Genomic DNA, 23,171 nt, shown 5'->3' on the forward strand with positions numbered 1-23,171 from the left:
TGGCTGCGCAACCGCTTGCGCGCCTTGAAGATGGCGGAACTTTACCCCCGCGCAACCGCTTGCGCAAGGGCTTGCCTTTGGTTAGATTGAGCTCCTTCTCGTCGTGGTCCGGCAGTCGTAGGACTAGTGACGAGCCGGGGGAAAGGGTGCAAAAACGACGTGGCGACGATGGCGGAGGTAGCACGGATCGCCGGGGTGTCGACGACGACCGTGTCCCATGTGCTCAACAAGACACGCAAGGTCGCCCCGGAGACCGAGGAACTCGTGCGCAAGGCGCTGGAGTCGACCGGCTACCGGCACAACCTCGCCGCCCGGGCCCTGGCCACCCAGTCCACGGACACCATCGGGCTGGCGATGTCCGTGGTCACCAACCCGTACTTCGCCGCGCTCATCCGGGACATCGAGCGGCACCTGCGCCGGGCCGGGTACACCCTGATCCTGGCCGACACCAACGACGACCCCGAGGTCGAGTTGGACGTGATCAACCACCTGCTGGCGCGGCGGGTGAGCGGCCTCATCGTGAATCCGCTCGAAGGCCACAGCGAACTCACCCAGTGCCTGCAGAAGCTGCTCGACGAGCAGTTGCCGACCATCTTTCTCGACCGCCGGTCCACGCTGCCGGGCGACCAGGTGTACTCCGAGTGCCTGGACTCGATCCATCACCTCACGGCCCACCTGGCGGCCCAGGGGCACCACAGGATCGGCTACGTCCGGGGTGCCGTGCGGGAGATGTCGGCCCAGGACCGGCTTGCCGGCTACCACCGGGCCGTCGCGGAACTGGGGCTGGCGACCGACCCGGCTCTGGTCATCGCCGGTGAGTCCGACGAACGGGTCGCGGAGCAGCGCCTGGTCGAACACCTCGCCTCGGACGAACCGGCCACCGCCCTGGTCGTCTCGAACAACCAGATGACCCTCGGCGCGCTCCGCGCCATCCGGCGTGCCGGGCTGAAGGTGCCCCACGACATCGCCCTGGTCTGCTACGACGACTTCGAATGGGCCGACCTGTTCGACCCGCAGATCTCGGCGATGGCGCAGGACGCCGCCCGGCTCGCTTCGACCGCCGTCGAACTCCTGCTCGCCCGGATCCGGCGACCGGACCGGGCGCCGCAGTCCGTGGTGGTGCCGGCCACCTTCCGGCACCGCGACTCGTGCGGCTGCGGGGCCGTGCCGCACCAGGCACAGGGGAGTGTGGACAGTGTCCTGGCCGCCGGCTGACACCCTGACGCTCTGTGGACTCGCCGACCGCGCCCGGGCGATGTCGGCGGGTGCCGACCGTACGCTCATCGGCATCGTCGGTCCGCCCGGCGCCGGCAAGAGCACCGTCGCGGAAGCCCTCGTCCGTCAGCTCGGCCCGCAGGCCGTCCTGGTGCCGATGGACGGCTTCCACCTGAGCAACGCGGTCCTCGGAGCACTCGGCCGCACCGACCGCAAGGGCGCCGCGGACACCTTCGACGCGGACGGCTACCTCGCCCTCCTGCGCCGGCTGCGCGACCAGACCGACGAGGTCGTCTACGCGCCGACGTTCCGTCGCGACATCGAGGAGCCGATCGGCGCCAGCATCCCGGTGCCCCGCACCACCCCGATCGTCGTCACCGAGGGCAACTACCTGCTACTCGACTCGCATCCGTGGAAGTTCGTCCGAGACCTGCTCGACACCACCTGGTATCTGGAGGTGGCCGACGAGGCCCGTCTCGAACGGCTCGTCGCCCGCCACGTCGCCTTCGGCAAGACGCCCGACGCGGCCCGCGCCTGGGCGCAGGGCAGCGACCAGGCCAACGCGGCCGTCATCGCCGAGTCGCGTCGCGCCGCCGACCTGCTGGTCCACCTCGTGCCGACCGACTGAGGGGCACTCCCGCCGCCACCTGTCCCCGCCCGGCGGTGCCGTCCCGTCCGTCTGCCGTAGGGTCGGGTGATGAGCAGCCGACCCGCCGCCGGGGGAGGCCGGTGGGTCGAGGTCGACCCGGCCCGGATCGAACGCTGGGTGGCCGGCTTCACCGGCCGGCACGGGCCACCCACCACCACCGCGCAGGAGTACGGGCTGCTGCTCTCCGCCCCGGACGGCGCCACCGCCGAACTGCATACACCGCCGGGCGCGCCGGTCGCCCCGGACCTGGACACCTTCGTCGCGGAGGCCGTCGCACCGCGCCGGATCGGGCTGCTGCTGGCCCGCAAGGGCGCGGTGGCGGTCGGCGTCGCGGAGGGGGAGCGGCTGCCGGTGCACAAGGTCGACACGCGATACGTGCAGGGGCGTACCGCCGCCGGAGGCTGGTCGCAGCAGCGGTTCGCCCGGCGGCGCGACAACCAGGCCAAGGCCGCGCTCGCCGACGCTGTCGACCTGGCGGTCCGCCTGCTGCTGCCGCAGGCCGAGCGGCTGGACGCAGTGGTCGCCGGTGGTGACCGTCGGGCCGTGGACACCGTGCTGGCCGACCGTCGGCTCGCCCCACTCGCCGCGCTGCGCGCCGACCGGCTGCTCGACGTACCCGAGCCCCGGCACGCGGTGCTGGTCGCCGCCGTCACCGCCGCCCGCGCGGTGCACATCCTGATCCGCGAAACGGACAGTAGACCGGCCACCTGATCCCCTGGTGGCCGCCGCACGCCGCGACATGGTCGACGCGGACCTAGCTAGCCTGCTGGTGCCGGGACAGCCCCTGCCGCATCGACGTCCTGCTCCTGGTCGTCGCCGGCCACGCCCCGCTCACCGCAGCAGCCCTGGTGCTGGCGCACCAGCCCACCTACGCCTCCAGCCCGGCCGTGACCACGCACGACGGGCGGTGCACACCGCCAGCGGTCGAGGTACTCGCGGGCTGGCCGCAGGATGGGGGTATGACCATCGTGCTGACGACACCGACCGGGAACGTGGGCTCGCACCTCGTACGGCTGCTCGTTCAGGCCGGGGAACGGCCACGGGTGTTGGTCCGCGACGCTGCCAGTCTCGATCCCGGGGTTGTCGACGGTGTCGACATCGTCGAGGTCGACCTGACCGATGAGGACGGGGTGGTCGATGCGACCCGGGACATTGCGGCGCTGTACTGGGTGGACCCGATCGTCGGGGGAGACGACCCGCTCGACGGGTACGCGCGTCTGACCCGCAGCGTGACGCGGGCAGTGCGGGAGAACACGATCGACCGGGTCGTCTTCCAGTCCAGCGTGGGGGCGGAGAAGCGGCACGGTGTGGGGGAGATCGACGGTCTCGCCGTCACGGAGCAGGCTCTCGACGCGGCCGGCTGTGCGGTAGCGCATTTGCGGTGCGGATACTTCTTCACGAACCTGCTGATGGACATCGACTCGCTCAGGGGCGGGGTCCTGACGACCACCATGTCGCTGGACCGGCCCCTGCCGTGGGTGGCACCGCAGGATATCGCCGCGGTGGCGGCTGGCCGGCTGCTGTCCCGGACCTGGGACGGGCGGGTCGTGCAGGCCGTGCACGGTCCCGAGGATCTCAGCTACCGCGACGTCGCCGCGGTCCTGTCCGAGGCCGCCGTCGGGATGGGCGCCGGAACTCGGGACGACTTCGTACCCGAGAACCCGCGCTCGTACGCGACCACGACCCCGACGTCGCTCGCCGCCTGGGCCGGCCAGCATCTGCGTCCGGCCCTGCGTTGACGTCACGATCCAGGTTGCGGCACCGGCGCCGGCGGCCGACCCAACCGCACATTCCGATCCCGGGCCGCCGCTATCCCCGTGCGCTCGACGTTGGGCAGGGGCTGTGAACTTGCCCCTGTGCTGCTGGCGATGGATGCCTGCGCGGTGCTGCCCACGCGGGGCGAGGACTGGTGGGAGCTGTCGTACTGGCTGGGGTGACCAGTCGGGTCGACCTGGCAACGACGGTGCTGGCGTCGCTGGAGCACGGGGCGCAGATTTTGACCGGGGAGGGTCATCGCTACGGCGAGGGCCTGCCGATCAACTACCTGCCGAATCAGTGCCGGGGCGCCAGCCCCGAGGCCAGAATCGGTATCCGACGATCTTGGTCGGTAATCCGCGTTCGCCGTCCACCCGGGCCCGGTACAATCGAGCCGTGCTGCTCTGCGAAGGCTGAACGCCCCGCGCCGACGGGTCACCATGATCCGCCGGCGCTTTCGTGTGCCCTGAGTCAGCCCTGCGGATCCCGAGAGCGAGTACCCCGACATGATCACTGCCAGCGGCCTGGAACTGCGCGCCGGCGCCCGGATCCTGCTGTCCGACACCACGCTGCGGGTGCAGCCTGGGGACCGGATCGGCCTGGTCGGCCGCAATGGCGCCGGCAAGACCACCAGTTTGAAGGTGCTGGCCGGTGAGGGCCAGCCGTACGCCGGGCAGGTCGACCGGCGCAGCCCCGTCGGCTATCTGCCGCAGGATCCCCGTACCGGCGATCTGGAGGTCACCGGCCGCGACCGGGTGCTCTCCGCCCGCGGCCTGGACACCCTGATGGCCGGGATGAAGGACCTGGAGAACCAGCTTGCCGACGGCGGCGACGAGAAGCTGGTCCGCCGCTACGGCGCGCTGGAGGACCAGTTCGCCGCCCTCGGCGGGTACGCGGCCGAGGCCGAGGCGGCCCGGATCTGCGCCAACCTGGGGCTGCCCGACCGGGCCCTGGCCCAGACCATCGGCACCCTCTCCGGTGGTCAGCGTCGTCGCATCGAACTGGCCCGGATCCTGTTCCGGGACGCGGGCGACAACGGCGGCGGCATCCTGCTGCTCGACGAGCCCACCAACCACCTCGACGCCGACTCGATCACCTGGCTGCGCGGCTTCCTGGCCAACCACAAGGGCGGTCTGGTGGTCATCTCGCACGACGGTGACCTGCTGGAATCGGTGGTCAACAAGGTCTGGTTCCTGGACGCCACCCGTTCCGTGGTCGACGTCTACAACCTGGGCTGGAAGGCGTACCTGGAGGCGCGGGAGACCGACGAGCGGCGGCGACGCCGGGAGCGGGCCAACGCCGAGAAGAAGGCCGGCGCGCTGATGGCCCAGGCGGACAAGATGCGGGCGAAGGCCACCAAGACGGTGGCCGCGCAGAACATGGCCCGCCGGGCCGAGCGCCTGATGTCGGGTCTGGAGGAGGTCCGGGTCGCCGACAAGGTGGCCAAGGTGCGTTTCCCGGCCCCGGCGGCGTGCGGCAAGACCCCGCTGACCGCGAGCGGCCTGTCCAAGTCGTACGGGTCGCTGGAGATCTTCACCGACGTGGACGTGGCGGTGGACCGGGGTTCCCGGGTGGCCATCCTGGGGCTCAACGGCGCCGGCAAGACCACGCTGCTGCGGATGCTCGGCGGGTTGCTGGAGCCGGACACCGGCGAGGTGCGGCCCGGGCACGGGCTGCGGTTGGGCTACTACGCGCAGGAGCACGAGACGCTTGACGTCGGGCGGACCGTGCTGGAGAACATGCGGGCCGCCTCGATCGAGCAGACCGACACCGACCTGCGCAAGATCCTCGGTGCCTTCCTCTTCTCCGGGGAGGACGTGGACAAGCCCGCCGGGGTGCTCTCCGGCGGGGAGAAGACCCGGCTGGCGCTGGCGACGCTGGTCTGCTCCGGGGCGAACGTGCTGCTGCTGGACGAGCCGACCAACAACCTCGACCCGGTGAGCCGCGAGCAGGTGCTCGACGCGATCGCCAACTACCCGGGCGCGATCGTCCTGGTCACGCACGACCCGGGCGCGGTGCTGGCGCTCAAGCCCGACCGGGCCATCCTGCTGCCGGACGGCGACGAGGACGCCTGGAGCGACGACCTGCTCGAACTGGTCGAGCTGGCCTGACAGGGTGTCAGGAAGGGCACCCTACTAACGCCTGGTGTATAGCAGGGGTCCCTTCCTGACACCGGTGTCAGCGGCAGGAGCGTGCCCTGTCCGGCGGGCCGTTACGGGGTCGCGCCCGACTGTCGTCACCTATCGGGAAGCTGACATTGCATAGCGTGTCGGTTGGCGAATAGTTGATATCTGGCGCATGATCGTTCGAGGCGGTCTAATAGGTGGGACCGTATCCGAACCGCACAGTCTGGGACGTGAGGACACAGCATGGCAGCCACTGGCACAGCCACCAGCACTGAGAAGGGTCGCCGGATCGTCGGAGCCGAGCGTCAGACGCTCGCCAAGGACCTCGTCAAGCGGTACACCGGAGGAGAGAGCATTCGTGCTCTCGCGGCCTCGACCGGCCGATCCTACGGGTTCATCCACCGCGTGCTCACCGAGTCCGGGGTGCAGCTGCGGCAGCGCGGCGGCGCCCGGCGCCGCAAGAAGGCGTGACCCGCCGCCCGTCAGCGTCATTCACCACCACCGTGACCCGGGCCGCCCGGTGACCACCGAGGCGACCGGGGTCCGGCTGGAATGTGACGGGCCGATCGCCACGGTCACCCTGTGTCGGCCCGACGTGCTCAACGCGCAGACCCCGTCGATGTGGCGCGCGATGAGCGACTTCTCCCGGGACCTGCCCGGTGACGTACGTGTCGTGGTCGTGCGGGGTGAGGGCCGGGCGTTCTCCGCCGGCCTCGACCTGGCGGTCGCGGGTGCCACCGGGCCGGGTTCGTTCGCCGAGTTGGCCGCACTGCCGGAAGCGGAGTGCGCCGACCAGATCGCCGCCTTCCAGGGTGGTTTCACCTGGCTGCACCGCCCGGACGTCATCTCGGTGGCGGCCGTGCAGGGGCACGCCATCGGCGCCGGATTCCAGCTCGCCCTCGCCTGTGACCTGCGGGTGCTGGCGCAGGACGCGAAGCTGTCCATGGCCGAGGTCACGCTGGGCCTGGTGCCGGACCTGGCCGGCACGAAGCGTCTGGTCGAGTTGGTCGGCTACGCCCGTGCGCTGGAGATCTGCGCGACCGGCCGGCGGATGGACGCCGCCGAGGCGGACCGGATCGGCCTGGCCACCCTGGTGGTGCCGACCGCGGAGCTGGACGACGCGGTGCGTGACCTCGCCGCCGGGCTGCTCGCCCACCAGCGCGACGCCGTGGTGGAGATCAAGGCGCTGCTCGCCGGTGCGGCCGGACGGACCCACGCCGAGCAGCAGCGGGCCGAGCGGGAGGCACAGACCCGGCGGATCCGCGATCTCGCCGGGTACGCAGAATAGTAAGGACCGTTTGGGAAGTTCCGGGTTACTCACGAGGTTGTCGTAGCTGTCGGGAGAATTGACCCGACGGCGTACCGAGGCCTCGACCCGGAGGTGAGCGTGTCCAACCCGATGGCCGCTGGCGGCATGGGCGGTTGGAGCATGCTGCGGTCGATGCGCAACGGTGACGAGATCTCCAGCCACCGGTTGCAGCGCGGAGTCGCCCGGCGGATCGTGGCGTTCGCCCGGCCGTACCGGCGCGACATCGTCGTGTTCCTGCTGACCGTGATCGTCGCGGCGGTGATCGGGGTCGCCACCCCGCTGCTCGCCGGCCAGGTCATCGACGCGATCACCCGGGGCGGCTCCGAGGCCGGTGCGCTGGTGATCCGGCTGGCGTTCTTCATCGCCGGTCTGGCCGTCGCCGACGCGATGCTCTCCCTCGCACAGCGCTGGTACTCGGCGCGTATCGGCGAGGGAATCATCCTCGACCTGCGCACCCGGGTCTACGACCACGTGCAGCGGATGCCGTTGCAGTTCTTCACCCGCACCCAGACCGGTGCGCTGGTCAGCCGGCTCAACAACGACGTGATGGGGGCTCAACGGGCCTTCACCTCGACGCTCTCCGGCGTGGTCAGCAACGTGATCCAACTGCTGCTCACCGCCACCGTGATGCTCACCCTCTCCTGGCAGATCACCGCGTTGTCGCTGGTGCTGCTGCCGGTGTTCATCATCCCGGCCCGGCGGGTCGGCCGGCGGCTGGCCGAGATCACCCGCGAGTCGTACAACCTCGACGCCAAGATGAACGCGACCATGACCGAGCGGTTCGGGGTCGCGGGCGCGTTGCTGGTGAAGCTCTTCGGCCGTCCGGACGCCGAGGCCGGCCGGTTCGCCGCCCGCGCCGAGCGGGTACGCGACATCAGCATCACCTCCGCGATGTACTCGCGGACGTTCTTCGTGGCGATGCTGCTGGTCGCCTCGCTGGCCCAGGCGCTCACCTATGGTCTCGGCGGGTGGCTGGCGGTCACCGGCGAGGTCAGCGCCGGCACGGTGGTGACGCTCGCGTTGCTGTTGACCCGGCTATACGGTCCGCTCACCGCGCTGAGCAACGTTCGGGTCGACGTGATGAGCGCGCTGGTCTCGTTCGACCGGGTCTTCGAGGTGCTCGACCTGGATCCGGCGATCAAGGAGCGGCCCGGCGCGGTCCCGGTGCCCCGCGACGCGGGCCGGGTCGAGTTCAACGACGTGCGCTTCCGCTACCCGAGCGCCGCCGAGATCTCCCTCGCGTCGCTGGAGGAGGTCGCCACGCTGGACCGTACGGTCAATGAGCCGGTGCTCAAGGGCGTCTCCTTCCGGGTCGAGCCCGGGCAGATGGTCGCCCTGGTCGGACCCTCCGGCGCAGGCAAGTCCACGCTGTCCATGCTGATCTCCCGCATCTACGACGTCACTGATGGTCAGGTGCTGGTCGGCGGGGTGGACGTACGCGACGCCACCCTCGACTCGCTGCGGGACGAGATCGGCGTGGTCACCCAGGACTCGCACCTGTTCCACGAGACGATCGCCGAGAACCTGCGCTACGCCAAGCCGGACGCCACCGACGACGAGCTGTGGGCGGCGCTGGCCGGTGCGCAGGTCGCCGACCTGGTCCGGTCGCTGCCCGACGGGCTGGACACCACCGTCGGTGAACGCGGCTACCGCTTCTCCGGGGGCGAGAAGCAGCGCATCGCGGTCGCCCGGCTGCTGCTCAAGGCGCCGTCGATCGTGATCCTCGACGAGGCGACCGCGCACCTCGACTCGGAGAGCGAGGCGGCGGTGCAGCGGGCGCTGGCGGTGGCGCTGACGGGGCGTACCGCGCTGGTGATCGCGCACCGGCTATCCACGGTCCGCGACGCCGACCAGATCCTCGTCCTCGACGAGGGGCGCATCGTCGAGCGAGGCCGGCACGACGAACTGGTCGCCGTCGGCGGCCTCTACGCCGAGCTGTACCGCACCCAGTTCGCGGTCGCCGACTCGCCGACCCCGTACATCGGCCAGGCGATGGTGGAGCCGGTGGTCATCCCCTCGCGGGAGTACCTCGCCGACGAGGCGCTGCCGCCCGCCGCCGCCAACTGAGGGCGTTCACTCCCGGGTCGTCGCCTCGCGCAGTTCGGCGAAGGCGGCACCGAGCGTCTGCGGGGTGTAGTGCGCGTTCAGGCCGCTGGGATTCGGCAGTACCCAGAGGTGGGCGCCGGCCAGCGACTCGGGCTGCCGGCCGAAGGTGGCCTTCGGCCGGGCGAACCCGATCCGGTACGCGGTCACCCCGACCACCGCCACCCAGCGCGGCCGGTACGCGTCGACCTTGCCGGTCAGCTCCCGTGCCCCGTCGACCAGCTCGGCGGCGGACAGCTCGTCGGCGCGGGCGCTGGCCCGGGCCACCATGTTGGTGATGCCCAGCCCGAGGCCGGGCAACTCGTCCTGTTCGCTGGGGTGCATCAGGCGCGGGGTGAATCCGCCCCGGTGCAGCGCCGGCCAGAATCGGTTGCCGGGGCGGGCGAAGTGCCAGCCGGTCGCGGCCGACCACAGCCCGGGGTTGATCCCGACGAAGAGCACGTCCGACCCGGGCGCGACGACATCCGGCAGCAGCTGGTCCACGGCCGCCGCCAACTCCTCCCGGGTCGGTCGGCGTTCCCGATCGGCGTGGCTGGCGCGGGACGCGGATCCGGGGCCGGGACCCGTGGTGCGGCGGGTCCGTCGGGCCTGGCTGCCCTCCGGTTGCCCGGTCACAGGCCGCGCAGCGCGCCGCCGTCGACCGGGATGGTGACCCCGGTCAGGTAGCTCGCGGCCGGGGAGAGCACGAACGCGGCCACCCGGCCGAACTCGTCGGGGTCACCGATGCGGCGCAGAGGGATGCCGGCCTCTGCCTCGGCCCGGGCCCGTTCGGGGTCGCCGCTGGCCGCGAAGAGTTCCCGGTTCCGATCGGTCATGATCCGCCCCGGCAACAGCCCGACCACCCGTACGCCACGGGGGCCGTACTCGTCGGCGACGTCCTTGGCGACCCCGGCCAGGCCGGGGCGGAGCCCGTTGGAGATGCCCAGCCCGGGCACCGGGTCCCGCACCGAGGTGGACAGCACCAGCGCGATGGCGCCCCCGTCCGGCAGCGCCCCGGCCACCGTGCGCACCGTGCGTACGCTGCCCAGGAAGATGGTCTCGAAGGCGTGCCGCCACTGGTCGTCGTCGACCGAGGCGGCGCTGCCGGGGGGTGGTCCGCCCACTGAGACCAGGGCACCGTCGAGCCGACCGAAGTGCTGGTGGGCGGCCTGCACCAGCCGTTCGGGAGTGTCCGGGTCGGTGAGGTCGGCGGTGATGCCGACGGCGTGCTCCGGCCCGCCCAGTCCGGCCGTGGCGGCGGCCACCGTGTCGGCGTGCCGGGCCGAGAGCACTACCCGGGCACCGTCGGTGACCAGGCACCGCGCCGTGGCGTGACCGAGGCCGCGGGAGGCGCCGGTGAGCACGTACACCCGGTCGGTGAGTCCTAGATCCATGCCACCGATCCTGCCGCAGCCGGTGCCGGCCCGGCATCCCCGGGTCCGTCCGACGCACCGGCCCTGGATGTTAGGAAGGGCCCCTTCCTATACCGCAGGCGTTAGGAAGGGACCCTTCCTTACCTCCGGGCGGGGCGGAGGAGGCGCGCTCGGCCGGCGAGCTGGACCGCGACGGCGCCGTCGACGCGGCCGACGGCGGGGGACCGGCGTGGGCGTGGTGCCCGGCGTCCGTCGTAGCGCAGGGCTGCCTCCCGCACGGCGAGTTCCTCGGCGCCCAGCGGCGGTAGTTCGGCGCGTTCGCGCAGCGCGCGGGCCAGGTCCCAGCCGTCGCGCAGACCGCCGCCGGTGGGCCGGTCGGCGGCCCAGGTGAGGAAGGCTGACGGCCAGCGTGGACCGAGCGCGGCGGCGAGCAGCGGCCAGTGTCGGGCGACCTCGCCGGCGCGCTTGCGCAGCAGCGCCGCGCGGGCGGCGGCCAGCGGTGCGGGGGCGAACCCTGGTGGCGGCGGGCCGCCGGCCACCAGCGCGGCCACCAGCCGCGCCTGCCGTTCGGCCAGCGTTCCGGGCGGCTCGTGGGCGTCGGTGGTCACGTCACCACCGGGAACCCGCAGGCGGCGGCCACGGCGTCCAACTCGGCGCGCAGTTCGGTGGCGGGCGGGTAGTGGCCGTCGCGTTCCAACATGACCGCCGGTGGCCGGTGCCGCGCGCACAACTCGGCGAGCAGGTCGAGTACGTCCGCACCGACCGGGTCGGTGTGGGTGTCGTGATAGAACCCACCGTGGTCGGCGCCCCCGGCGACGTGCACGTACGCGACGCGTTCCAACGGCAGCCGGTCCAGCAGGGCCAGCGGATCGGTGCCCCGGTTACGGGCATTGGCGTGCACGTTGGCGATGTCGAGCAGCAGCAGCGCGTCGGTGCGGTCCAGGATCTCGCTGAGGAACGCCGCCTCGTCGAGTTCGTCGTCCGGCCAGTCGAACAGCGCGGCGATCGGTTCCAACGCGATCGGCACCGGCAACTCGGCCCGGGCTCGCGCGACGTTGGCACAGAGCACGTCGACCGCCTCCCGGGTGCGGGGCAGCGGCAGCAGGTGCCCCGCCTCCAGACCGCCGGCCCGGACGAAGGCGATGTGCTCACTGACCAGCGGGGCCGCCAGTGCCTCGGCGACCGCCGCCAGGTGGCTGACCCGGGCCGGCTCGACCGGCTCGGCGCCGCCGAGGGAGAGCCGTACCCCGTGCGGCACCACGGTCACGCCGTGCCGCCGCAGCTCGACCAGCCCGTCGGGTGGGTCGGTGGGGGACACGCCCTCGGCGACCACCTCGACGAAGCGCAGGCCGGGCAGGTCGGCGACGAATCCGGCGATCTCCGGTCGCCAGCCGATGCCCACCCCGTGCGGGCCGGTCATCCGCCGCACCCGCCTCCGCCGCCTCCGCCGCAGCCTCCGCCGCTGGCGTCCGCGGTGCTGCTGCCGCCGCACGCCGCGGTGCCGCTGGTGCTGGCCGCCGCCTGACGTTGGAGTTCGGCCTGCTGAGCGAAGGTGGGATCCAGTGCCCAGATCGTGGCGCTGCCGTAGAGGGCCACCGCCATCGCGGTGCCGGCGGCACCGTAGGTTGCGTACGACGGGTTGCTGTGGGGGGCCAGGTGGCTGTTGCGCATGCGCAACAGCCGCAGTGCCGCGTTGGCGGCCTTGGTGCGTCGGGGCACCAGGGCGAACAGCAGCGTGCACAGCACCATGAGCCCGAGCACGACGGCCACGAGATACCAGACCGGTCGTCCGTTCATCACCCCGGCGACGATCCGCGCGATGCCGACCGCTGACAGCACGGCCATCAGCAGCGGGCCGATCCGCAGGGCCACCCGCTGCTCCGGGGTGATCAGCAGCCCGTGCCGGTCCAGGCCGTCGCGGAGTTCGGCGAGCGCGCGGACCACCCACTCGGTCCTGGCGACCTGTCGGGCAGGGCAGCGCTGGGTCGCGGCGTGGTGGACGGCGCGGTCGAGCGGGGTCGCGCCGGTTGGCAGGGGAGCGTCAGCGGTCAGTCGATGGCGCCGGTCCACCCCGATCACGCCCTGGCCGCGCAGGGCGCCGATGGCGGTCCAGACCGCCAGGTTCTTCCCGCCGTTGAGGTAGGCGACCTGCTGCGGACCGAGCTGGTCGGCGGGGGGCGCGGTACGGCCGGACAGCAGCGTCCGGCGGTGGATCAGGGTGCCGACGGCGAGTACGACAGCCGCCGCCAGGTAGAAGAACAGGAAGGTGAGGCTGGGAATGCCCCACGTGTGGAAGTCCGCCGCGAAGTCCGTCATGGTCTGCTCCTGTAGCGCGAAGGGACGCGCATTCATTGTGGAGCGTGGACGCCACTGCGCCGAGACGGGGGCGGCGAGGTTATCGGGCCGTTACCGGTTGCTCAGCGGCGGCGGACGGCCTCCTCGACCAGGTCGAGGACGGGACCGAGGTCACCGGCGGGTCGTCCCATGGCCAGGTGCAGGACCAGGCCGTCGTAGGCGAGTTCGAGGAAGCGGGCCAGCACGTCGATGGGTAGGTCCTCGCGCAGCACCCCGGCCTCGCGTTGCCGGGACAGTCGCTCGCGGGTGGCGTCGGCGATGGCCGCCGAGCGCTCGGCCCACCGCTTGGCGAAGGCCGGGTCGGTCCGCAGCCGCCGGGAGACCTCCAGTTGGCTGCCGAGCCATCCGGTGGTGTCCGGGGAGACCGCCCGGGCGAGCAGATCCCGCATCACCTGGACCAGACCGTTGCGGGCGACCGTCTCCACCATCGTCGCCGCGTCGTCCTCGGCGACGGCCAGGAAGAGGGAGTCCTTGTCGCGGAAGTGGTGGAAGATGGCCCCTCGGGACAACCCGGTCGCCTCCTCGAGCCGGCGAACGGTGGCGCCCTCGTAACCGTGTCGGGCGAAACAGGCGCGCGCGGCGGTGAGGATCTCGTGTCGGCGAGCGTCGAGCTGGTCCTGACTTACTCTGGGCACATCTCGATCGTGTCAGCTCACCCGGGGTAATGCAAACCGTACGTACGGCTTGGAAGTGGGCCCCGGTGCGTGGTCAGTGCCGGTACGACATCACCGCGTAACCTCCGGCCCTGTCGGGCGGGTACCGAATTCCCGTAAGGTGCCCGAGTGCCGCTGCTCCTGCTGGATCTGGACAACACCCTGCTCGACCGGGCCGGGCCGTTCCGCACCTGGGCAGAGCGTTTCCTCGACGGCATCGGTGCGCCCGCACACGACATCGAATGGCTGTTGTCGATCGATGCCGACGGGTTGACCGACCGTTGGGACGTCGCGGACGCCATCCGGGACCGCTACCGCCTGCGGATTCCGTCCATCGACCTGGTGGAGGAGCTGCACGACGGCGTCGTCGAGTACACCCGGCTCGATCCCCTGGTCGCCTGCGCGCTGCGGATCGCCGACGACGCCGGCTGGATGCCGGTGGTGGTCACCAACGGCACGGTACGCCTGCAGGACGCCAAGATCCGGCGTACCGGGCTGGATCGCTACGTGGCCGACTGGGTCATCTCCGAAGAGGCCGGGGTCAGCAAGCCCAACCCGCGGATCTTCGCGCTGGCCGCCCAGCGGGCCCGGATGCCGCTGCGCGGCGCCTGGGTGATCGGCGACGGCCCGGAGGCCGACATCGGCGGCGCCACCGCGGTCGGCCTGCCCAGCATCTGGCTGCACCGGGGCCGGCCCTGGACGGACGCCCGGTTCGCGCCGACGGTCACGGTCGACACGGTGATCGCCGCCATCGCCGCGATCATGGGCGCGTAAAACCGGTTGGCCGAGCTGCGCCCCGCCCCGGACGAGCTGCGCGGGCTGTGGGAGCAACTGGTCGAGGCCCTGATGGTGCTGGCCCGCGAAGCCGGTCTGCGCTGACGCTACGAGTCCGCGAGGTGCCTACTGCAGGTACCGCTCGACCTCGGGCACCGGACGCGCGCCCTGGGCGTCGGGGTCGCCGTGTGCCTGTCGCGCGGCGCGTCGGCGGCGTAGCAGGTCCCAGCACTGGTCGAGGGACTCCTCCAGCTCACGCAGCCGGGTGCGGGCCTCGTCGTCGGTGCCCGCCTCGTGGGCCTGCGCCTCGGCGCGCAGCCGGTGCTCCTCGTCGACCAGACCGGAGATCCGGCTCAGGATCGTCTTGTCGTCCATGCCCCTGAGCCTGGCACAGCGTGCCCTGCCGCGTCCGGGTTCTCCGTGGCGGGACCCGGCCGGTGGCCCGCCCACCCGGTGGACCGATAGCTGTCGTGGACTCCGAACCCCGATCTGAGCAGGGATGATATAGATCACCTGAGTGTGCGAGGCGGGCTCGCCGGATGCCTCGCGTCGCGGCGGCGCGGCGTGTGAGGTGGCCCCGTTCAGATCGGTGCTGAGCAGGCGCGACGAGCGGCGGGCCGGGTCGCGGGCCGGGTGCGGCGTCCCTGGCGTGGACGGATCGGGCGGCACACCTCTGTTGTGGACGGCGGGAATGTCGACGGTGAAGATTTCTCGTCGCGTGACTAGTGAGGAGTGCTACCGCAATGTCATGCTCATCGCAATCATGCCATTCCAAAGAGTAACGCCCCCCACCCCCGGGGCCCGCAACTGGGAGCCGACGACGTGAACTGCGCCCGAATCCGGCGAGCAGCATCGATACCTCTATGGCACACGCTACCCAACCTGCTGCGTGATCCGGCCCGGGCCCTCGTGGAGTTCGGTGAACGCTCTGCGGGCCAGGTCGTCCGGCTCAATCTCGGCTCGCTGCGCCCGTACCTGGTCACCCACCCCGAGCACCTGCAACAGGTGCTGCGCGAGCGGTCCGGCAACTACGTGCGTGCCGGCGACGGTCTGCAGTGGCGTCCGTTGAAACGCCTCTTCGGCGAGGGCATCCTCGGTGACGGCGAGCACTGGGCCGACAGCCGACAGATCCTCCAGCCGCTGTTCACCGCCCGCCGCATCGACACGATGGTCGACCGTCTGGCCGTGGCGATCGAGGAGGCCGTCGACGAACTGGCGGAGCCGGCGCGTACCGGCCGGCCGGTGGACATGGGCACGGTGCAGGCCCGGATCGTCTGTTCGGCGATCATGCGGGTCTTCTTCGCGGACAGGATCTCGGTGTCCGACGCGATGCGGATCATGCAGGCGCAGGATGCCATCGCCCGGTCGGTGATGCCCAGGATCCTGGTGCCATGGGCACCGCTGGCCGTGCCCATGCCGGGCGACCGGACGTTCCGCCGGGCCGTACAGCTCATCGACGACCTGCTGTTGCCGACCGTGCGGGCCACCCGCCACGAGGCCGTCGACGGCGCCGACGACATCATCAGCACGTTGTGGCGGGGACGCACCGAGGACGGTGGTCGACTCGACGAGCAGCAGGTCCGCAACGACACCGTGGCGATGGTGGCCACCACCACCGAGACCACGATCAGCGTCCTCACCTGGCTGTGGCCGCACATCGAGCGCAACCCCGAGATCGCCGCCCGTCTGCAGGCCGAGATCGACGAGGTGGTCGGCGGCCAGCCGGTACGCCGGGAACACCTGCGCGACCTGCGGTACACCCGGCAGGTGCTGGACGAGTTGCTCCGGCTCTATCCGATCGGCTGGCTCTTCCCCCGCAACGCGGTCGAGGAGGACGTCGTCGGCGGAGTCCGGATCCCGGCTGGCTCCACCGTGGTGGTCAGCCCACTGATCACCCACCGAATGTCGATGTTCTGGGAGCGGCCCGAGGTCTTCGACCCGGACCGGTTCCGGCCCGAGCAGGCCCGGCAGCGGCACCGGTACACGCACTTCCCGTTCGGTGGGGGCCCGCACCAGTGCCTGGGCATGCACCTGTTCTACCTGGAGGCGACGCTGATCGTGGCCAGCCTGCTGAGCCGGTTCCGGTTCCGGCTGTGCCGTCCGGCCGTACCCGGCATCAAGGTGGCCGCCGCGTTGCGTCCCCTTGCGCCGGTCGAGGCGGTCCTGCGGCCGGCGGCGGGTGTCGCGGCGTGACCGCCCGGACCGACACGTCGCCGGGCGGCCCCGGCGACCAGATGACCGACGCCGCCGAACAGGGCCGGATCTGCGCCCTCGCCGCGCAGGGACAGCGTGACCTGGCGGCGGTCGCCGCCTCGTACCCCGAGCTGTTCCCGCCCCGGCCCTTTGACGCCACCCTGTTCGGCAACGTGGCGATGGCGATCGCCTTCGGCGCGCCCTGGTGCGACCTCGACCGGCTCCGGGTCACCAACCGGGCGGTGCTGTGGGGCTTCGCGGTGGACTGGCTCGTCGACCACGAGGCCCGCGCGCGCGATGAGATCGACCGGCTGGCCGTCCGCTGCCTGGCGGTCGTCGACGGCGGTACGCCGGACGAGGGCGACCAGCTCGGTGCCTTCCTGGCCGAGCTGCGCGACGAACTCGTCACCGTGCCGGCATTCGCCGCGCACCGCGAGCGCTGGCGGGAGGAAACTCGCAAGGTGCTCGCCGCGATGGCGCGGGAGTGGGACTGGAAGCAGACGCCGGACACGCTGCCCGGGTTCGAGGAGTACCTGGACAACGCCGCCAACCTGGCCTGCACCGTGGTCAACGTCGTGCACTGGATCCACGCCGACGACCCGGCCACCCTGGCGCACCTCGACGCGCTGCTCGCGGCGAGCGACCAGGTGCAGCGGATCCTGCGCCTGGTCAACGACCTCGGCTCCTACGAACGCGACCTGCGCTGGGGAGACCTCAACGCGCTGCTGCTGGTGTCCCGCGCCGAGGTGGAGAAGCGGATCGCCGAGCTGGTCGCCGAGGCTCGGGACCGACTCGCGGCACTCCGCGGCGACTGCCCGGTGGCGGCCGACTACCTGGCCCGGCAGATCGGTTTCAGCAGCGGCTTCTACCGGTCCACCGACTTTTGGGGCACGCCGTGACGGCCGCAGGTGTGACCAGGCCGCCGGAGACGGCGCAGACCGTCGCCGACGCGGCCGGGGAACTGGTCGCCGACCTGGACCGGAAACCGGCCGGGCGGGTGAGCGCCTCGGTCTACGAGACGGGCCGTCTGGTCGCCGACGCCCCGTGGCTCGGCGGCCACGGCCGGCGATTGGCGTACCTGCTCGGCGAGCAGGGACCGGACGGCGCCTGGGGCCTGCCCGACGGGTACGGCCTGGTGCCGACGGCGAGCGCGGTCGAGGCCCTGGTCACGGTCCTCGTCCGGGACGAGCCCACCGACCTCACCGGACCGGCGCGATCCGATGTGGAGGCCGCCGCCGCTCGCGGGCTGAGGGCGCTGGCCCGGCGTCTGGAAACCGGCGCACCGTTACCGGACACCCCGGCCGCCGACCTGATCGTACCGGCGCTGACCGATCGCATCGACACGCACCTGGCCCGGCTGCGCGACCGGGACGCCCCGGCGCTACCCGGCGCCCTTCCGCTGCCCCGGGTGGACCGGCGGCGCCTCGACGCGGTCTCCGCGTTGCTCGCCACCGACCGCCCGATGCCGCGCAAGCTGTGGCACGCTTACGAGGTCCTCGGGCCGAGGGCCGCCACCCGCGACGAGGTCCGCCCCATCGACGGTGCGGTGGGCGCCTCACCCGCCGCGACGGCCCGGTGGCTCAACCACCGGCGTACGCCGGACCGGGCCGCGCGGGCATACCTGGACGAGGTGGTGGCCCGGCACGACGGCCCAGTGCCGTGCTGCACCCCGATCACCGTCTTCGAACGGTCCTGGACGCTCAGCACGCTTCTCCGGGCAGGTGTGTCGGTCCGACCGTCGCCCGCACTGGTGGCCGGATTGGCCGCCGCGCTCGGCCCGGACGGCGCGGCGACCGGACCGGGGCTACCGGCCGACGCGGACACCACCTCGGCCACCCTGTACGCCCTGGCCAGGCTGGGACGACCGGTCGAGCCGGCGAGCCTGTTCCGCTACGACCTCGGCACTCACTTCTGCACCTGGCGCGGGGAGGACGGCAACTCGATCACCACGAACGCGCACGTGTTGGAGGCGCTGGGCTGGCACGCCCGGCACACCCGCGACGGCGCGAGCCGGTACGCCGTCCGGGTGGCCGCCCTCGGCGGCTGGCTGCGGGACGTCCAGCAGCCGGACGGCCACTGGACGGACCGCTGGCACGCCTCGCCCTACTACGCCACCTACTGCGCGGCCCTGGCGTTGGCCGGTCACGCCACGCCCGAGGTCGCCGGGGAGGCCGTCGACCGGGCGATCGGCTGGGTGCTCGCCACTCAACGCGCCGACGGCGGCTGGGGACGATGGTCGACTACCACGGAGGAGACCGCGTACGCCGTGCACGTCCTGCTCGGCGCGGGCGGCCCGCAGCGGCCCGATGCGGCGGAGGCGGCCCATCGGGCGCTCCGACACCTACAGGTCAGCGTCGCCGACGACCCTCCACTGTGGCACGACAAGGACCTCTACACTCCGGTCCTGGTGGTTCGCGCGGCTGTGCTCGCGGCACGGCTTCTGGCGCTCGGTCGCGGCGCGGCGCGCCCGGGCGGCGAGGGCGCCGACGTGTCCCACCAGGGCATGATCACGAGCGCTTGAGTTGCTACGGTGACGCTGTTAGCGTGCGCCGGGGTCGGTGCGTGTGTCGCCCGCCTGACTGACCGATCAACTCGCTCCGGCCCAGGGACGGTGTAATGGGTTCCCGCAGTTCGAATCTGCGTACCAAGGTCGTGGCCCTGTTGGCCTCGCTGGTGGCACTCTGGAGCTTCACCGCCTGGGTGACCGTCCGAGAGGGGGTCAACCTCGTCGGCGTGCAGGCGCTCGACGTCCGGGTGTTCGACCCCACCGAGCCGCTGCTGTTGCAGTTGCAGCTCGAACGCCGGACCTCGCTGGCCTACCTCGGGCGGCCCGAGGACCGCCGGCGCGGTGAACTCGCGCAGATACGTCAGCGCACCGACGAACTGGCCGCAGAGTTTGAGGAGTCGGCCGGGAACTGGCAGGTCGGCCTGCTCGGCAGCGACGCCCTGCAGCAACGGATCGGCGAGCTGAACCGTGGGCTCGCCGCGCTGGCGGACACCCGGACGGCCGTCGACGGCCGCAACATCGGCCGCAGCGATGCCGGTGGGGCGTTCACCCAGGTGATCGAGTCGATCTACCAGGTCTACGACGCACTGGGCAACCTCGACGACGACCAGGTCGCCGATGACACCACCCAACTGATCCAGCTCAACCGGGCCCGGGAACTGCTGTCACAGGAGGACGCCCTCCTCGCCGGGGTGCTGGCCGCAGGCCGGATCACCTCCAGCGAGCGCGCGGAGTTCACCCGGGTCGTCGGTGCCCGTCAGTTCGTCGCCGAGCAGGCGGTCATCCGGCTACCGCAGGCGGACCAGGCCCGGTACCAGCAGATGTCCTCCGGGGCGAACTTCCGCCGGCTGGCCGAACTGGAGAACCAGGTGATGCTGGCCGGCAACAGCACGCGGCTGCCGTTCAGCGCCGAGGCGTGGACCGACGCCACCGGCCCGGCGTTGATCGAGATCGGTGACGTGGTGCTGACCGGTGGTGACGACGTGGTCGAACGGGCCACCCCGGTGGCCGTCGGCGTCATCATCCGGTTGGTGCTCGCCGCCGGTCTCGGCCTGCTCGCCGTCATCGCCTCGGTGGTCGTCTCGGTCACCACCGCCCGCGCGTTGGTGCAGCAGTTGCAACGCCTGCGGGACGCCGCGTTCCAGCTCGCCAACGAACGGCTGCCCAACGTGGTGGATCGGCTCGGCCGGGGCGAGCAGGTGAACGTGGCCAAGGAGGCGCCACCGCTGCAATTCGGTGACGACGAGATCGGCCAGGTGGGCAAGGCGTTCAACGTGGTGCAGGAGACGGCCATCCGGACCGCGGTGGAGCAGGCGGAACTGCGCCGCGCGGTGCGCGACGTCTTCCTCAGCCTAGCCCGGCGTACCCAGGCCCTGGTGCACCGCCAGCTCACCCTGCTGGACTCGATGGAGCGTCGGGAACAGGACGCGGAGGAACTGGAGGACCTGTTCCGCGTCGACCACCTGGCCACCCGGATGCGGCGCAACGCGGAGAACCTGATCGTGCTCTCCGGCTCCACGCCCGGCCGTGCCTGGCGCCGGAGCGTGCCGATGGTGGACGTGATCCGTGGCGCGGTCGGCGAGGTCGAGGACTACACCCGCGTCCAGGTGCTCCCGATCAGCGGGGTGTCGTTGGCCGGGCGGGCCGTCGGCGACGTCATCCACCTGCTCGCCGAGCTGATCGAGAACGGGTTGTCGTTCTCGCCGCCGCACACCACCGTCGAGGTGCGCGGGCAACTGGTCCCCAACGGTTTCGCCATCGAGATCGAGGACCGTGGCCTCGGCATGACCGAGGAGGACCTGGCCGCCGCCAACCATCGCATCGTGGACCGCTCCGAACTCAACCTCGCCGACGCGTCCCGGTTGGGTCTCTACGTGGTGAGCCGGCTGACCGACCGGCACGGCGTGCGGGTGCGCCTCAAAGAGTCGCCGTACGGCGGGACGACCGCAGTGGTGCTGGTCCCGAGTGACCTGATCATCGTGGACGGCGCACAGCCGGCCGTACCGCCTGCCACCCGGAGCGACACCCCGGAGTTGCCCGCCGGGACCCCCACCACGGACGAGCGGTTGCCCGCACCGGTGGCGGTGGCGGCGCCGGTGGCCACCGCGCCTCGGACGGAGGCATGGGAGGCCGAACCGGCCGCGCCGACCTCGGCCGAGTCCGCTGAGGAGGTGTCCGGCCTGCCGACCAGATCCCGCCGTCGGCCGGGTCAGGCGGCGCTGGACGGGCCGACCATCCCGATCGAGCTGCCGGTGACCCCGCCGCCGGGCGAGGGGCTGGCACGACCGCCCCGCCTGCCGGTCGACACCGCGCCCGGTGCGGCACCGTCGGCTCCACCTGTGCCGGCGGCGACCCCGCCCGAGCCGGGCACGCCCGTGGTGGCCGAGGCCGACCTGGGGCGTACCGAGTCGGGCCTGCCGGTCCGGGTACGGCAGGCCAGTCTCGCCCCGGCGCTGCGTGACGAGAGCGCGGCGGCCGACGACAGCGAGGACGTGATCCGCGAACCAGAACAGGTTCGACGCATGATGAGTTCGTACCAGACGGGCACCCGGCGCGGACGCTCCGACGCCGCTAGGTTGCTCGATGGTGGCCGACGTGCCGAGGACGAGTCCGACGGCGCCGACCAACAGGCGACCTGACCCGCGTCGCTGGCCCGGTGGCCCGGGTCAGCGCCGGCCAGGCCCAGATGAGCACGGCGAAAAAGCCGGGGAGAAGAGGACGACGAAGTGGCGGAGAAGACGGCTTCGAGTGCCGACCTGACGTGGTTGTTGGATGACCTCGTCGGTCGGGTCAAGCAGGCCGAACACGCGGTGGCGCTGTCCGCCGACGGTCTGCTGATGGCCTCGTCGCAGGGGCTCAGCCGCGACGACGGCGAGCACCTGGCAGCGATGGCGGCGGGCATCCAGAGCCTGGCCCGTGGTGCGGGCAAGCGGTTCGGTGGCGGGCAGGTCCAGCAGACGATCATCGAGATGCAGTCGTCCTTCCTGTTCGTCACAGCCGCCGGCCGCAACGCCTGTCTCGCGGTTCTGGCCTCCGAGGACGCCGACGTGGGTCTGATCGCGTACGAGATGGCGATGCTGGTCACCAGGGTCGGCAAGTATGTCGCCTCGCCGTCGCGGTCCGCCGAGCAGACAAGCGGGGAGAAGTAGCCCGGATGGCGGAGCAGGGAGAGTTCGCGGACCACCAGTGGGTGGACGACCATGCCGGTCCGGTTGTCCGTCCGTACGCGGTGACCGGCGGCCGGGCCCGTCCGGTCACCGGCACGTTCGACCTGATCTCCCTGGTGACGGCGACCCGCACGGACGTCTCCCCGGAAATCGGTCTGGGCCCGGAGCACCTGGCGATCGTCGGCCTCTGCCAGCGGATTCAATCCGTCGCCGAGATCGCGGCACACCTGGACCTGCCGGTGGGCACCGTGCGGGTACTGCTTGGCGATCTGGTGGCGCGCAGCCTGGTGCGGATCCGCGAGCCGCACACCACCGTCGGCCTTCCCGACCACAGCATTTTCGAGGCGGTTATCAATGGACTACGGGCACTCTGAGCGGCCGCCGGGTGCGGTCGTCCTGCCCACGGCGATCAAGATCCTGGTGGCCGGCGGCTTCGGGGTCGGCAAGACCACGCTGGTCGGCGCGGTCAGTGAGACGCGTCCGCTGCGCACCGAGGAGGTGCTGACCGAGACGGGGGTCGGCGTCGACGACCTCTCCGGCGTCGAGGCGAAGCAGACCACCACGGTGGCGATGGACTTCGGCCGGATCACTGTCAGCGACGACCTGGTGCTGTACCTCTTCGGTACACCGGGCCAGGACCGGTTCTGGTTCGTCTGGGACGAACTGGCGCTCGGCGCCATCGGCGCGGTGGTGCTGGCGGACACCCGTCGGCTCGCGGACTGCTTCCCCTCCATCGACTACTTCGAGGGGCGGGGGACACCGTTCCTGGTCGCGGTGAACTGCTTCGAGGGGGCGCGTTCGTACCGCCTCGACGAGGTGCAGGCCGCGCTGAACCTCGACCCCGAGGTGCCGGTGCTGCTCTGCGACGCCCGCGACCGGGAGTCGGTCAAGGCGGTGCTGATCACCCTGGTGGAGCACGCGATGAAGATCCGGGAGGCCCGTGGCCGCGCCGTCGAGTGACGGCGTGTCCGCAGCCCACGGCCGGACGGACGAAGGGCACCCTCCGTAGGGAGG

The 23,171-nt window shown here is 71.8% G+C and carries 23 protein-coding genes and 1 pseudogene; 17 read left to right on the plus strand and 7 right to left on the minus strand.

The genetic code is table 11. The features are described from left to right. Positions 1 to 168: 168 nt before the first annotated feature. The 9 genes and pseudogenes from ID554_RS24780 (at position 169) to ID554_RS24815 (ending at position 9,121) form a co-directional block, all read left to right on the plus strand. On the plus strand, positions 169 to 1,215 hold the full coding sequence (locus ID554_RS24780; protein ID WP_199489157.1) for a LacI family DNA-binding transcriptional regulator: 1,047 nt from the start codon (positions 169 to 171) through the stop codon (positions 1,213 to 1,215). Then, positions 1,196 to 1,843, plus strand: a complete 648-nt coding sequence (locus ID554_RS24785) for a nucleoside/nucleotide kinase family protein (protein WP_223884229.1) — start codon at positions 1,196 to 1,198, stop codon at positions 1,841 to 1,843. Before ID554_RS24780 ends, ID554_RS24785 begins: the two co-directional genes overlap by 20 nt. A 69-nt stretch (positions 1,844 to 1,912) precedes the next feature. Then, positions 1,913 to 2,575: an acVLRF1 family peptidyl-tRNA hydrolase gene (locus ID554_RS24790; RefSeq protein ID WP_117227192.1), complete on the plus strand. Its 663-nt coding sequence runs from the start codon at positions 1,913 to 1,915 to the stop codon at positions 2,573 to 2,575. Positions 2,576 to 2,823: 248 nt separating this feature from the next. Then, positions 2,824 to 3,603 carry an NAD(P)H-binding protein gene (locus ID554_RS24795; protein WP_117227226.1) on the plus strand — a complete coding sequence of 260 codons (780 nt, stop codon included), beginning with the start codon at positions 2,824 to 2,826 and terminating at the stop codon, positions 3,601 to 3,603. A 120-nt stretch (positions 3,604 to 3,723) separates the two neighbouring features. Then, positions 3,724 to 3,914, plus strand: a pseudogene (locus tag ID554_RS31945) (hypothetical protein); the annotation flags it as partial. 211 nt (positions 3,915 to 4,125) lie between these two features. Continuing rightward, positions 4,126 to 5,730 carry an ABC-F family ATP-binding cassette domain-containing protein gene (locus tag ID554_RS24800; RefSeq protein ID WP_117227193.1) on the plus strand — a complete coding sequence of 535 codons (1,605 nt, stop codon included), beginning with the start codon at positions 4,126 to 4,128 and terminating at the stop codon, positions 5,728 to 5,730. 258 nt (positions 5,731 to 5,988) lie between these two features. After that, a complete protein-coding gene (locus ID554_RS24805) occupies positions 5,989 to 6,216 on the plus strand; it encodes a helix-turn-helix domain-containing protein (RefSeq protein ID WP_007072022.1) in 228 nt (75 codons plus the stop codon). Between the two features lie 49 nt (positions 6,217 to 6,265). Next, positions 6,266 to 7,033, plus strand: a complete 768-nt coding sequence (locus ID554_RS24810) for an enoyl-CoA hydratase/isomerase family protein (RefSeq protein WP_117227194.1) — start codon at positions 6,266 to 6,268, stop codon at positions 7,031 to 7,033. Between the two features lie 111 nt (positions 7,034 to 7,144). Continuing rightward, a complete protein-coding gene (locus tag ID554_RS24815; RefSeq protein ID WP_117227227.1) occupies positions 7,145 to 9,121 on the plus strand; it encodes an ABC transporter ATP-binding protein in 1,977 nt (658 codons plus the stop codon). Between the two features lie 6 nt (positions 9,122 to 9,127). On the opposite strand, the gene mug is transcribed toward ID554_RS24815, so the two are convergent. The 6 genes from mug to ID554_RS24845 form a co-directional block, all read right to left on the minus strand. Further along, on the minus strand, positions 9,128 to 9,772 hold the full coding sequence (gene mug, locus ID554_RS24820; protein ID WP_117227195.1) for a G/U mismatch-specific DNA glycosylase: 645 nt from the start codon (positions 9,770 to 9,772) through the stop codon (positions 9,128 to 9,130). Continuing rightward, positions 9,769 to 10,530 carry an SDR family oxidoreductase gene (locus ID554_RS24825; protein ID WP_117227196.1) on the minus strand — a complete coding sequence of 254 codons (762 nt, stop codon included), beginning with the start codon at positions 10,528 to 10,530 and terminating at the stop codon, positions 9,769 to 9,771. Before ID554_RS24825 ends, mug begins: the two co-directional genes overlap by 4 nt. A gap of 119 nt (positions 10,531 to 10,649) precedes the next feature. Continuing rightward, positions 10,650 to 11,117: a hypothetical protein gene (locus tag ID554_RS24830; protein ID WP_117227197.1), complete on the minus strand. Its 468-nt coding sequence runs from the start codon at positions 11,115 to 11,117 to the stop codon at positions 10,650 to 10,652. After that, a complete protein-coding gene (locus ID554_RS24835) occupies positions 11,114 to 11,929 on the minus strand; it encodes a DUF692 domain-containing protein (RefSeq protein WP_117227228.1) in 816 nt (271 codons plus the stop codon). Before ID554_RS24835 ends, ID554_RS24830 begins: the two co-directional genes overlap by 4 nt. Continuing rightward, positions 11,926 to 12,825, minus strand: a complete 900-nt coding sequence (locus ID554_RS24840; protein ID WP_117227198.1) for a TIGR04222 domain-containing membrane protein — start codon at positions 12,823 to 12,825, stop codon at positions 11,926 to 11,928. Before ID554_RS24840 ends, ID554_RS24835 begins: the two co-directional genes overlap by 4 nt. A 101-nt stretch (positions 12,826 to 12,926) precedes the next feature. After that, entirely contained in the window at positions 12,927 to 13,499 is a 573-nt protein-coding gene (locus ID554_RS24845) for a TetR/AcrR family transcriptional regulator (RefSeq protein ID WP_117227199.1), read from the minus strand. A 147-nt stretch (positions 13,500 to 13,646) separates the two neighbouring features. Between ID554_RS24845 and ID554_RS24850 the strand changes: the two genes are divergently transcribed. Then, positions 13,647 to 14,291, plus strand: coding sequence for an HAD family hydrolase (locus ID554_RS24850; protein ID WP_117227200.1), 645 nt, complete (start codon positions 13,647 to 13,649; stop codon positions 14,289 to 14,291). Between the two features lie 126 nt (positions 14,292 to 14,417). On the opposite strand, the gene ID554_RS24855 is transcribed toward ID554_RS24850, so the two are convergent. Beyond that, positions 14,418 to 14,666, minus strand: coding sequence for a DUF2630 family protein (locus ID554_RS24855; RefSeq protein ID WP_117227201.1), 249 nt, complete (start codon positions 14,664 to 14,666; stop codon positions 14,418 to 14,420). 480 nt (positions 14,667 to 15,146) lie between these two features. Here ID554_RS24855 and ID554_RS24860 point away from each other — a divergent pair, with 480 nt between their 5' ends. The 7 genes from ID554_RS24860 to ID554_RS24890 all read left to right on the plus strand — a co-directional run bounded on the left by ID554_RS24860 (position 15,147) and on the right by ID554_RS24890 (position 23,117). Continuing rightward, complete coding sequence (locus tag ID554_RS24860; protein WP_117227229.1) at positions 15,147 to 16,484, plus strand: cytochrome P450; 1,338 nt, start codon at positions 15,147 to 15,149, stop codon at positions 16,482 to 16,484. A gap of 41 nt (positions 16,485 to 16,525) precedes the next feature. Continuing rightward, positions 16,526 to 17,383 carry a terpene synthase family protein gene (locus ID554_RS24865; protein WP_117227230.1) on the plus strand — a complete coding sequence of 286 codons (858 nt, stop codon included), beginning with the start codon at positions 16,526 to 16,528 and terminating at the stop codon, positions 17,381 to 17,383. An 11-nt stretch (positions 17,384 to 17,394) separates the two neighbouring features. Beyond that, positions 17,395 to 19,005, plus strand: coding sequence for a prenyltransferase/squalene oxidase repeat-containing protein (locus tag ID554_RS24870; protein WP_223884231.1), 1,611 nt, complete (start codon positions 17,395 to 17,397; stop codon positions 19,003 to 19,005). Positions 19,006 to 19,100: 95 nt separating this feature from the next. Continuing rightward, the gene (locus tag ID554_RS24875; RefSeq protein WP_117227203.1) at positions 19,101 to 21,629 is read left to right on the plus strand and encodes a sensor histidine kinase; all 2,529 of its coding nucleotides are present in this window, start codon (positions 19,101 to 19,103) and stop codon (positions 21,627 to 21,629) included. An 87-nt stretch (positions 21,630 to 21,716) separates the two neighbouring features. Beyond that, positions 21,717 to 22,139 carry a roadblock/LC7 domain-containing protein gene (locus ID554_RS24880; protein WP_117227204.1) on the plus strand — a complete coding sequence of 141 codons (423 nt, stop codon included), beginning with the start codon at positions 21,717 to 21,719 and terminating at the stop codon, positions 22,137 to 22,139. 5 nt (positions 22,140 to 22,144) lie between these two features. Then, on the plus strand, positions 22,145 to 22,531 hold the full coding sequence (locus tag ID554_RS24885; RefSeq protein ID WP_117227205.1) for a DUF742 domain-containing protein: 387 nt from the start codon (positions 22,145 to 22,147) through the stop codon (positions 22,529 to 22,531). Next, the gene (locus tag ID554_RS24890) at positions 22,512 to 23,117 is read left to right on the plus strand and encodes a GTP-binding protein (protein WP_117227206.1); all 606 of its coding nucleotides are present in this window, start codon (positions 22,512 to 22,514) and stop codon (positions 23,115 to 23,117) included. The genes ID554_RS24885 and ID554_RS24890 overlap by 20 nt, the downstream gene beginning before the upstream one ends. Positions 23,118 to 23,171: the final 54 nt, after the last annotated feature.

The organism is Micromonospora craniellae (assembly GCF_014764405.1).
In the GTDB taxonomy this organism is placed as follows: domain Bacteria; phylum Actinomycetota; class Actinomycetes; order Mycobacteriales; family Micromonosporaceae; genus Micromonospora; species Micromonospora craniellae.

Bases quoted from the DNA above. Each gene is read 5' to 3' on its own strand.
- ID554_RS24800 (WP_117227193.1), top strand. From the start codon at position 4,126: ATGATCACTGCCAGCGGCCTGGAACTGCGCGCCGGCGCCCGGATCCTG.
- ID554_RS24890 (WP_117227206.1), top strand. From the start codon at position 22,512: ATGGACTACGGGCACTCTGAGCGGCCGCCGGGTGCGGTCGTCCTGCCC.
- ID554_RS24790 (WP_117227192.1), top strand. From the start codon at position 1,913: ATGAGCAGCCGACCCGCCGCCGGGGGAGGCCGGTGGGTCGAGGTCGAC.
- ID554_RS24875 (WP_117227203.1), top strand. From the start codon at position 19,101: ATGGGTTCCCGCAGTTCGAATCTGCGTACCAAGGTCGTGGCCCTGTTG.
- ID554_RS24835 (WP_117227228.1), bottom strand. From the start codon at position 11,929: ATGACCGGCCCGCACGGGGTGGGCATCGGCTGGCGACCGGAGATCGCC.
- ID554_RS24855 (WP_117227201.1), bottom strand. From the start codon at position 14,666: ATGGACGACAAGACGATCCTGAGCCGGATCTCCGGTCTGGTCGACGAG.
- ID554_RS24815 (WP_117227227.1), top strand. From the start codon at position 7,145: ATGGCCGCTGGCGGCATGGGCGGTTGGAGCATGCTGCGGTCGATGCGC.
- ID554_RS24865 (WP_117227230.1), top strand. From the start codon at position 16,526: ATGACCGACGCCGCCGAACAGGGCCGGATCTGCGCCCTCGCCGCGCAG.
- ID554_RS24825 (WP_117227196.1), bottom strand. From the start codon at position 10,530: ATGGATCTAGGACTCACCGACCGGGTGTACGTGCTCACCGGCGCCTCC.
- ID554_RS24840 (WP_117227198.1), bottom strand. From the start codon at position 12,825: ATGACGGACTTCGCGGCGGACTTCCACACGTGGGGCATTCCCAGCCTC.
- ID554_RS24780 (WP_199489157.1), top strand. From the start codon at position 169: ATGGCGGAGGTAGCACGGATCGCCGGGGTGTCGACGACGACCGTGTCC.
- ID554_RS24885 (WP_117227205.1), top strand. From the start codon at position 22,145: ATGGCGGAGCAGGGAGAGTTCGCGGACCACCAGTGGGTGGACGACCAT.
- ID554_RS24795 (WP_117227226.1), top strand. From the start codon at position 2,824: ATGACCATCGTGCTGACGACACCGACCGGGAACGTGGGCTCGCACCTC.
- ID554_RS24805 (WP_007072022.1), top strand. From the start codon at position 5,989: ATGGCAGCCACTGGCACAGCCACCAGCACTGAGAAGGGTCGCCGGATC.